Genomic DNA, 9,450 nt, shown 5'->3' with positions numbered 1-9,450 from the left:
GGGATTTTAAAATCCCAAAAGCCTTTCGACCCCAATTATTTGACTGCTACCCCTTGACAGGTCAAGACAGTATCTACCAAAAGGGGGATAGTCGATCGACCGAACCTGATATAAGTCCTATTAAGAAAAAAACAAGCCGATCGAGCAGTGATGCCTCGATCGGCTAAAGTCTTCTGTGGAGTGCGATCGCTCGTAGCCCTTTAAATGTGGAAGTGATACAAGATACTGCCGTCGTCTTTAATTTCGCAATTGGCATTAAAGACTTCAGCTTGTTGGTTCAAAAAACGCTGAGCGACATCCGGCGACAGCCGCGTTTCCATTGCAAACCGCACCAGAGTTATTTCGCCGCGGCCTTCTTTGATCAGTCGGTACAAAGCACTTTGGAGCCTTTCGCTCTCTTCTCGCTGAAAAGCTGCCTTGTACCTCCAATCCGCCACCGAAGGAATCAAACCGCGACTGACCAAAATCGCCAACAGCAACCCAATTCCCAAAATCAGAGGCACTGTCGGATCGCTCGTGGGCGTCGCCACAATTTGCGGCACTGTAGCGGCGGCCAAACTGCTAACCATTTCTTTTTCCGAAGCTTGCGTATCCGCCATTGCAAGCTGAGTTTTGTTGTAAAAGTCTTGCTGAAGCTTCATTTGCTGCAACAGCCGAGCGCGTTCTCTTTCGTATTGGTCGAGTTTTTGCTGAGCTTGTTTCAGGTCTTGAGTAACTTGTGCCAAGCGTTGGTTGAGCGACTGATTGACTGATTGCCACCGATATCTGTTAATCAGGCGGCTTTTTTCCACCATGCCCTTCATCAACATATCCACCGTTTGGATTGCTTGCTCCTGATCGAGCGAGCGATACCCAACAACAATCTCTAGGGGTTGTTCCGGCTTAGAAATCTTGACACTAGCATTTTGTCGAACTTGCTGGGGCGAAAGCTTAACTGCATCTGCCACTGCTTTGACAACATTATCTGCCAGCAGAACCTCTGGGGTGAGTTGCTCTCCCTGCTTGAGAATTGTCGTGCCCGTACTCGAAAATTTGACTGGCGGATTATTAGAAGTGAGAGTGCCTTGAGCCATGAATCCGGGGGGCGGGGCGAGGCGGTAGGCCAGGGCGCCTGAAATGCCCATAATTACAGCAAAACTGCCTAAGGCAATCCATCTGTATTGATGTGCTGAAGATCTAAAACGTAAATTTCCCATTTTGATAGTCAAGTCATAACATTCGCTTGCCGCAGCTCCTGCCAAACCCAAGAACCATCGTTTCTTTCTGGTTAGTCAAATTGACTGCTGAAAATTTTCTCAGTTTCTATCTAAAAGCTATTAGCTTTTGAGAGTTGTCAATATTCACGATCCGAAAAAACCGATTGCGCTTTTATTTGATCCGAGCTATAACTTCAGTTTTTGTCCTTAATAATTAATCTGTAACAAGGCTTCTGGAAGTCTACTGGCATCAGACTAGCACTCAGGCGTGCGATCGCCTCGCCTCCCCGTGTTTGTTGACATTCAAAACAGTCTCCTTTTCACCCTTGGCAATTCTCCAATTATCTTACGTCTTGGCGTCTTGCGGACGCGGTTGAAGAATAAAAAAAACCTTAAATACTCGACCTAAAAACTTAACAAGCAAGAATTATACCATGCAGTTAAGAGTTTGCTGCGTATTAAAAAAAATTGTGGAGCTGGTCTCGCTCCCAGATCCACATATTCACATAACAATTATGGTTCGATCGGTTGATGGTTCGATCGAGCCTCAGAGGCGAATGTTCAGAAGCCGATCGGCAAAATAAGACCCTCGCGTGCCATGACAGCCTTCGGAAAAGCAATTTGCACGTCTTCGGCGATGCGATCGAGAAAATCGTCAGTATGAGCCGGATCGTGGTGAAAAATCACCACTCGTTTCACCCGCGCCTCCTTAGCCATTCTCACAGCTTCCTGCCAAGTCGAGTGTCCCCAACCCACCTTCGGAGACTTGGGGTTGTGATATTCCTCGTCTGTGTACATCGCATCGTAAATCAGCACGTCAGCGTCTAGGGCTAAATTGTAGACATTCTCATCTAGCCGATCGGGAAAATGTTCGGTATCCGAACAGTAAACAACAGATCGGCCCTGCCAAGTCACCCGATAGCCCATAGCAGTATTCGGGTGATTCAGAGAACCCGTCCTAATCTCAATATCGTCCAGCATCATCGTCTGGTTGTGATTGAGTTCGTAGAAATTCAAATCTGCCTGCAAACCCATCAGCGGCACCGGCGAATTCGAGTGGAGCACCCGTTCAACGAAGTGCCTTTTCATGCAATCTCCATCCGGCGGAGTCGCCCCGTAAATATCAAAGCTATTGCCGCGGATGAAAGCTGGGGCGAACAGCGGGAAACCTTGAATGTGATCCCAGTGATAGTGAGTAAAAAACATATAAGCTTGCACGGGCATTTCTTGCACCAACTGGTCTCCCAGCATCCGCAAGCCTGTTCCGCCGTCAAAAATCAAGCGTTTGCCAGCGACTCGCATTTCCAAACAAGAAGTATTGCCGCCGTAGCGAACAGTTTCCTGTCCGGGTGTCGGAACACTGCCCCGTACGCCCCAAAACTGTACTACAAAATCATCTATACCTTTTATTGATTCGGAGGGTTGAGGGCAATCAAGGGGAGTTGCCGCTAAAGAGGACAAGCTGATTTCCATTTTAAAATTCAGGCTTTAAGGTTCCACATTGTCCGTGATGGCGCAGAAGATGGTCGCACAACACTAAAGCTACCATCGCTTCCACCATTGGCACAGCTCTTGGCAAAACGCAAGGGTCGTGCCGTCCCTTGGCAGCCAGCAGCGTTTCTTCGCCTTCTCGGGTAACGGTGCGCTGCTGCTGGCGAATTGTTGCAGTTGGCTTGAATGCCGCCCGCAAAATGATATTTTCGCCGTTAGCAATGCCACCCTGAATTCCGCCAGAGCGATTCGTCACTGTACGAATTACACCCTTATCATCAGTATAGTATTCATCATTATGTTCGCTGCCCTTGAGCAGAGTCCCGGCAAACCCGGAACCAATTTCAAAGCCTTTGCTGGCGGGCAAGGACATGATGGCTTTTGCCAAGTCGGCTTCGAGTTTGTCGAATACGGGCATTCCCAGTCCTTTGGGGACATTGCGGGCGACGCATTCGACTACACCGCCGATCGAATCTCCGCTGTCGCGAACTTTTTCGATCAGTTCAATCATTCTTTCGGCACATTCGGCATCTGGACAGCGGACGATGTTACTTTCTACTTGTTCTAAGGTAACAGTGTCCGGATCGGCGACACATTCTAAGTCTTTGATGCGTTTGACGTAGCCGACTATTTCGACTCCTGCTGCTTGTTTGAGAATTTTTTTAGCGATCGCCCCTGCTGCTACTCTACCTATTGTCTCCCTCGCGGACGATCGACCTCCGCCTTGCCAGTTACGAATTCCGTACTTAGCATCGTAGGTAGCGTCAGCGTGAGAAGGGCGGTAAGTTGTCGCCATTTCGCCGTAATCTTGGGGGCGAGTGTCTTGATTGCGGACTAAAATTGCGATCGGCGTTCCCAAAGTTTTGCCTTCAAACACCCCTGACAGAATTTCGCAGGTATCTGCTTCTTTGCGAGGTGTGGTAATTTTGCTTTGGCCGGGGCGGCGGCGATCGAGTTCGGCTTGAATTTCCGAGGCCTCGATCGACACTAGGGGCGGGCAACCGTCAATTACTACTCCCACACCCCCGCCGTGAGATTCCCCAAATGTCGAGATCCGAAATAAATGCCCAAAGGTATTGCCCATGATGCTTTGCCCTGAAACTTAATAATTTTTAGCTTAAATGGAATAGAGATTTACTGTATTTCTGAAAAATATAGCATTGACGAGTAGGCGACACGCGATCGCCCCACAGAATCACTCCCTTCCCACCCCTAGAAGAATATCTACCAGGGAGAGAGGGAGAGACAGAGAATAGGAGATATCTGGAAACACACTTAAATTCATCCGTGTATCCGTGTCCGAATCCGTGTTGTGTCTTCCTTCTTCTTTAGTCTTCGTGTTCTTCAAAAGGATCTCTCAATTCCTTAGAAGGGGGACCGAAAGCGGTGTAGATCGAGAATCCGGTGATTGCCACCAGACACACGCCCAGTGAAATGCCTAGAACTGCTGCAGGTTCCATATTTTTGATCGATTATGAGTGCTCCACTCTATAATATTACAAAAAATAACAATCCGTCTGAAACTCTAGTGATTTTAGGCGCTGTACGGTATGGTAGCCAACCCCCACTCCCCGTTTTCCGAGTCCCCCTGCAGCATTTCTGAGAAATTGCGATCGCAATTAGCGGTAGAAATATGTCAAACTTTTCTGTAGAGATTCATTGCAGGTGACTTATGGCACAACGGACTTGGTTAGGAGATATACTCAAACCCCTTAACTCGGAATACGGCAAGGTAGCCCCCGGCTGGGGAACCACGCTATTGATGAGCGTGTTCATTGGACTGTTTTTCGTGTTCTTGTTGATTATTTTGCAAATCTACAACTCTTCTCTGATTCTGGAGAGTGTGGATATGGATTGGTCGAGCCTAGGCCGCTAAAAATTGATCGCAAAACAGTAAGGCTAAAAGTAAAAGCTTAGGGTTGAGGAGAAAGGGTAAAAGCTAAGTTTTCCCGTTTTTCCTTACCCTTTCCGATTACTTTTGCCATAAATAAACAAAAAGTAACTAAACAAATTGCTGGAGAAAAACCATGAATATTTTTGGCATTGGTTTGCCCGAAATGGCAGTTATTTTTACGATCGCCCTATTGGTATTTGGCCCGAAAAAATTACCTGAAATCGGCCGGAGTATGGGGAAGGCAATTCGGGGATTTCAAGATGCTTCGCGGGATTTTGAGTCGGAGTTCACGCGGGAAGCTAAGCAGTTAGAAGAAGCAGTAGCAACTAGCAGCAAACCCGAAATTGAAAAACTCGCGGCGGCGAAGCCCAAGGAAGATAGCACAGACATTTAAATGAACAACACTCTGAAGTCGGAAACACCAGCGGAGTTAGTGATTCCCCAGCTAATTGTTGGGTTGGGAAATCCCGAACCTAAATACGATCGCACCCGGCACAACATAGGCTTTAATGCTGTCGATGCCTTGGCTAAATCTTGGCAGATTTCGCTGTCGGAAAATCGCAAATTTCAAGGCATATTTGGCGAGGGAAACCGGCCGAGGGGACAGAAAATCCGTTTGCTAAAACCGCTTACTTACATGAATCTGTCGGGCCAATCGATTCGGGCGGCGACAGATTGGTACAAAATACCTGCGGAGTCGGTATTAATAGTATACGATGATATGGATTTGCCGATCGGGAAATTGAGAATGCGGCTTGCGGGTTCTGCCGGCGGACACAACGGCATGAAATCAACAATTTCTCATTTGGGCACAGACAAATTTCCCCGCTTGCGGATTGGCATCGGCAAACCTCAAAACGATGCTGCTAAAAATGAGAAAGATACGATTTCCTTCGTGTTAGGAAAGTTTTCCTCAGAGGAAAGTCAGTTAGTAGAAAAAGTGCTTAAACTGGTTGTAGAAGCTGTGGAACTAAGTCTGCACCAAGGAGTAGAAAAAGCCATGAGCCTTTACAATAGTCGCACAATTGCAGAAACAAACGCGGAAACAAAAAGGTGAGTTCGAGACGTTTGCCTGAAACAACTGCATATGTCCGGGTTACTGGTCAATCTTGGCAAAAAGGCACGATTGAGGGTGAAGTGACTGCCGGGAATTTTGAGTGGCAGTTTCAGTGGCGTTTCACGTCAGAAAAAACACTGATACTTGAGCCTTCTCAGGGTAGGGCATTGATTCAGGAACCGCTGCACCGTTTCCTGGAGAAATGGGATTATCAATTAGAACCAGGTGGCGATTATTCGTTTACGGTTCGGGCTCAGTTTTAAAATCTTGGTAATGGGAAGGAAAAAGGCAATGGGGAATCCAAACTTTCTCTAGTAGGATATCCAGATTCCACTAATTGTTTAATTAATTATGGGGAATTGCTGTGATGGGAAAGTGTGGAAACGTAATGGGGGAGGCCAACTTTCTCTAGTAGTATCTCCCGATTCCAGTAATTCTTTAATTAAAGCAGGTGGCGTCCCTTCTCGGTAAGCCCCGCAATAATACATTGTCAAAACAGCTTTGTAAGCCCAGTGATTGGAAGGTACATCGGTAAAAGGATTGGGCAGAGTTTCAGCCTGATTCTGCACGCAAGCATTGAGAACTTGTTCTCGCGCTGGCTGCACTTGAACTAAAGAGTTATTTTGCTTTATTTGTGCAGGATTTTGCGCCTGTGCGGGAGATGAACAACAGGCACTAACTAGCAGTATAATTGTGGAAACGATTCTGAGTTTAAGCATCTAATTTCCTCTTGTGCGACAATATATCCTAACTTCCACTGCATTCCCTGAAAACTATGCTGGGTCGTACCCTCCGCCATCGTTATCAAATTATCAAATTCTTGGGGAAAGGCGGTTTTGGCCACACCTACCTTGCAAAAGATTTAGACTTACCCGGACATCCGCAGTGCGTTGTCAAACATCTTAAACCAAAAGATCCCAATCCCGACCATTTACTAATTGCCAAAGGCTTATTCGACAAAGAAGCCGAAACGCTGCATAAATTGGGTAAGCTACACGACCAAATCCCCAGCCTTTCCGCTCACTTTGAGGAAAAGGGCAAATTTTATTTGGTGCAAGATTTTATCGAAGGACATGACCTTACCAAAGAACTGATTATAGGTAAAAAATCAAGCGAATCCCATACTATTAAATTATTGCACGATATCTTAGAAGTTTTAGCCATTGTTCATCAGCAAAATGTGATTCATCGCGACTTGAAACCTGCTAATTTAATGCGCCGCCAAGATGGTAAAATTATCTTAATTGATTTCGGGGCGGTCAAGGAAATTAGCACAATGGTTGTTAATGCTCAAGGACAAACTAGCTTCACCGTTGGCATTGGTACTTCGGGTTATATGCCCAGCGAACAAGCGAAGGGCAAACCTAAACTGTGTAGCGATATTTATGCAGTGGGGATGATTGGGATTCAAGCATTGACTGGTCAACCTCCTGATACCTTACCAGAAGATCCGCAGACGGGAGAAGTTATTTGGCAAAATCAGGCACAAGTTAGCAATAATTTAGCGAATATTTTAGATAAAATGGTGCGCGATAATTTCAGTCAGCGCTATCAAGATGCAGGGGAAGCATTGCAAGCAATTTTATCTTTGTCGTCGCCTCTCCCACCGCCACCACCGCCACCGCCACCGACACCAACACCACCGCCGCCACCGACAAGGCGAGGTTTTTTACAATTCGTCGGTTTGGCTGGATTAGGACTTATCGGTTTAGTTGTGTATCAAAGTTTGGGGAACAAATCGCCTCAAACTTCAACGAATGAGCCATCGTCACCGATATTACCCAACGACGATATACCATCTCAGTTGCCACCACCTCCAGAAACCCCACAACCAGAACCACCAGCACCAAAAACTCCATCGCCAAAAGTATCGTCAAATTCCCTAAAAACAGTTCAATTTGAAACGGTGACAGTGAATTCAACGGGGGAAATCACCAAGCGCAGCCAAAGTCAAGCACAGGTTTTTACAGAAACTATCGCCAAGGGCATAACTTTAGACATGATGGCAATTCCTGGCGGCAGTTTTGTCATGGGTTCCCCCAATACGGAAGCAGGACGATATAACGATGAAGGGCCGCAGCATAATGTTAATGTGGCCCCTTTTTTGATGGGAAAATATGAGGTGACTCAGGCTCAATGGCGCGCTGTGGCAGCTTTACTGAAAGTCAAGATTGACCTCAAGGTTTATCCTGATCCTTTTAATTTTAGAGGTAATTTCCCTGTTCAGCAAGCAAATTGGGATGATGCTATAGAATTCTGTGCAAGATTATCTCGACTTACTGGACGCAATTATAGACTGCCTAGTGAGGCAGAATGGGAATATGCTTGTCGTGCAGGAACCACTACACCTTTTTATTTTGGGGAGACAATTACCCCGGATTTAGTTAATTATGACGGCAATTATCCCTACGGTTCAGCACCGAAGGGAATTTCTCGTGAGAAAACAACTGCTGTAGGTAGTTTTCCGCCTAATAGCTTTGGACTTTATGATATGCACGGGAATGTCTGGGAATGGTGTCAAGATGTTAGGCACAATAATTATAACGGTGCGCCGACTGATGGTAGTGCTTGGGAAAGTGGTGGAGATAGTAATTACCGGGTGCAGCGTGGCGGTTCCTGGAACTACGATGCGTTCGCTTGCCGTAGTGCCGATTGTCACTTCGGCTCGGCGGGCCTCGCGTCGGGGCCCAGGGGTTTTCGCGTGGCGGTTGCTTCGGTTTCTTCGTCGTCCTAGTTTTCCCCGTGAGGACTCTTCTTTGCTCTTTTGCCCTTTTACTCTTTACTCTTTTCTCTTTTTCACTTTTTTCGTCGTCTCTGGCGACTCGATTTATTTTTTGGCACTCGTGGATGCACTCCCGACAAAGAAACCGGGTTTTTTACTTAATCTGTGGAGTACAGCGAACGATTATCGTCAAAAAACCCGGTTTCTGGCCACCTGTGCGTAAGTCTTGTTTGGGAAAATCACTGTCATTGTGTCAATGCTTTCTGTAGAGACAAGTCTGCTGAAATAGTCTGGTTTATTTACGGAGGAGTTGGTGCTGATTTAGGATGGGTTCCAGCGTAATAAACTAATTTTTTTTTCAGATTCACCGCACAACTGATTATAATTAGAAATATTGATTTTTCTCACGAATAGTCGCATAGGAGATTTACAAAATGAATAACCTATTAGAAGAAACTTTTGCCACTGTCTCTCAACTACCCGAAGCAGAACAAAATGCCATAGCCTCCTTAATTTTAGACAAGATATCAGCACCAAGAATCGCGCCTTTCCTCATTTCCCAATCAGACATCGAAACCCTAGAAAAATCATACATTTTCCGAGACAAAACAGAAGTCATTGAATTTATTAACCAATATCCGTTTTTACTTCCCGTTTTGCTAGAAGCACCCGTTCAGATTAGCAATTATTTTCCCGAACAAAAACTATTACTTCAAGTCATCAATGACCCCGAAATTCCTAACTATGTTCATCTGGTTCTCTCAATCATCTTGACAGACCTCGATCCCGATGAAGCAATGGATAGAGAAGACGAATTGCGTAAAAATTGGTCTAGGGGATTATCCCATGAAATTCGGGAGCATTTTTATACGATTTTGGAATATACTGATGAGTTTTGATTGGTCGCAATACCTAAATTTAGCAAAAGAACTTGCTGGTCAAGCAACTATTCCTGCTGAACACGAGGCGCGATTGAGGGATGCTATCAGTCGTTCCTATTATGCTGCTTTTATCTTATACCATTTTTTTAAAGATGTGATAGAGATAAAGAATGTAAAATCCACGACCATCCGGTAAGAAAACCAATGAC

Annotated in this window: 11 protein-coding genes; 6 read left to right on the top strand and 5 right to left on the bottom strand. The window is 45.8% G+C overall.

The window, feature by feature from the left end:
• Positions 1 to 200 precede the first annotated feature (200 nt).
• The 4 genes from QUA77_RS27930 to psbN form a co-directional block, all read right to left on the bottom strand.
• Positions 201 to 1,196 carry a hypothetical protein gene (locus QUA77_RS27930; RefSeq protein WP_190659309.1) on the bottom strand — a complete coding sequence of 332 codons (996 nt, stop codon included), beginning with the start codon at positions 1,194 to 1,196 and terminating at the stop codon, positions 201 to 203.
• Positions 1,197 to 1,757: 561 nt separating this feature from the next.
• The gene (locus QUA77_RS27925) at positions 1,758 to 2,669 is read right to left on the bottom strand and encodes an MBL fold metallo-hydrolase (protein ID WP_333453841.1); all 912 of its coding nucleotides are present in this window, start codon (positions 2,667 to 2,669) and stop codon (positions 1,758 to 1,760) included.
• 1 nt (position 2,670) lies between these two features.
• Positions 2,671 to 3,771 carry a chorismate synthase gene (aroC, locus tag QUA77_RS27920; protein WP_333453839.1) on the bottom strand — a complete coding sequence of 367 codons (1,101 nt, stop codon included), beginning with the start codon at positions 3,769 to 3,771 and terminating at the stop codon, positions 2,671 to 2,673.
• A 244-nt stretch (positions 3,772 to 4,015) separates the two neighbouring features.
• Entirely contained in the window at positions 4,016 to 4,147 is a 132-nt protein-coding gene (gene psbN / locus QUA77_RS27915; RefSeq protein ID WP_006633693.1) for a photosystem II reaction center protein PsbN, read from the bottom strand.
• A 212-nt stretch (positions 4,148 to 4,359) separates the two neighbouring features.
• Between psbN and psbH the strand changes: the two genes are divergently transcribed.
• The 4 genes from psbH to QUA77_RS27895 all read left to right on the top strand — a co-directional run bounded on the left by psbH (position 4,360) and on the right by QUA77_RS27895 (position 5,901).
• On the top strand, positions 4,360 to 4,563 hold the full coding sequence (psbH, locus tag QUA77_RS27910) for a photosystem II reaction center phosphoprotein PsbH (protein WP_015176007.1): 204 nt from the start codon (positions 4,360 to 4,362) through the stop codon (positions 4,561 to 4,563).
• 151 nt (positions 4,564 to 4,714) lie between these two features.
• Positions 4,715 to 4,975 carry a TatA/E family twin arginine-targeting protein translocase gene (locus tag QUA77_RS27905; protein ID WP_333453837.1) on the top strand — a complete coding sequence of 87 codons (261 nt, stop codon included), beginning with the start codon at positions 4,715 to 4,717 and terminating at the stop codon, positions 4,973 to 4,975.
• Complete coding sequence (gene pth, locus QUA77_RS27900) at positions 4,976 to 5,638, top strand: aminoacyl-tRNA hydrolase (RefSeq protein WP_333453835.1); 663 nt, start codon at positions 4,976 to 4,978, stop codon at positions 5,636 to 5,638. It begins immediately after the preceding gene.
• Positions 5,635 to 5,901 (top strand): DUF3146 family protein, encoded by a 267-nt coding sequence (locus tag QUA77_RS27895; RefSeq protein WP_006633689.1) that lies wholly within the window; start codon positions 5,635 to 5,637, stop codon positions 5,899 to 5,901. The genes pth and QUA77_RS27895 overlap by 4 nt, the downstream gene beginning before the upstream one ends.
• A 78-nt stretch (positions 5,902 to 5,979) precedes the next feature.
• On the opposite strand, the gene QUA77_RS27890 is transcribed toward QUA77_RS27895, so the two are convergent.
• Positions 5,980 to 6,357 carry an S-layer protein gene (locus QUA77_RS27890; RefSeq protein WP_333041696.1) on the bottom strand — a complete coding sequence of 126 codons (378 nt, stop codon included), beginning with the start codon at positions 6,355 to 6,357 and terminating at the stop codon, positions 5,980 to 5,982.
• A 56-nt stretch (positions 6,358 to 6,413) separates the two neighbouring features.
• Here QUA77_RS27890 and QUA77_RS27885 point away from each other — a divergent pair, with 56 nt between their 5' ends.
• Both QUA77_RS27885 and QUA77_RS27880 read left to right on the top strand, forming a co-directional pair.
• The gene (locus tag QUA77_RS27885; protein WP_333453833.1) at positions 6,414 to 8,372 is read left to right on the top strand and encodes a bifunctional serine/threonine-protein kinase/formylglycine-generating enzyme family protein; all 1,959 of its coding nucleotides are present in this window, start codon (positions 6,414 to 6,416) and stop codon (positions 8,370 to 8,372) included.
• 422 nt (positions 8,373 to 8,794) lie between these two features.
• Positions 8,795 to 9,259: a hypothetical protein gene (locus tag QUA77_RS27880; protein WP_333453831.1), complete on the top strand. Its 465-nt coding sequence runs from the start codon at positions 8,795 to 8,797 to the stop codon at positions 9,257 to 9,259.
• Positions 9,260 to 9,450 lie beyond the last annotated feature (191 nt).

The organism is Microcoleus sp. K5-D4 (genome assembly GCF_036704575.1).
In the GTDB taxonomy this organism is placed as follows: domain Bacteria; phylum Cyanobacteriota; class Cyanobacteriia; order Cyanobacteriales; family Microcoleaceae; genus Microcoleus.
The sequence above is the reverse complement of the archived record's forward strand: the minus strand, read 5'-3'. Positions and strand labels throughout refer to the sequence as shown.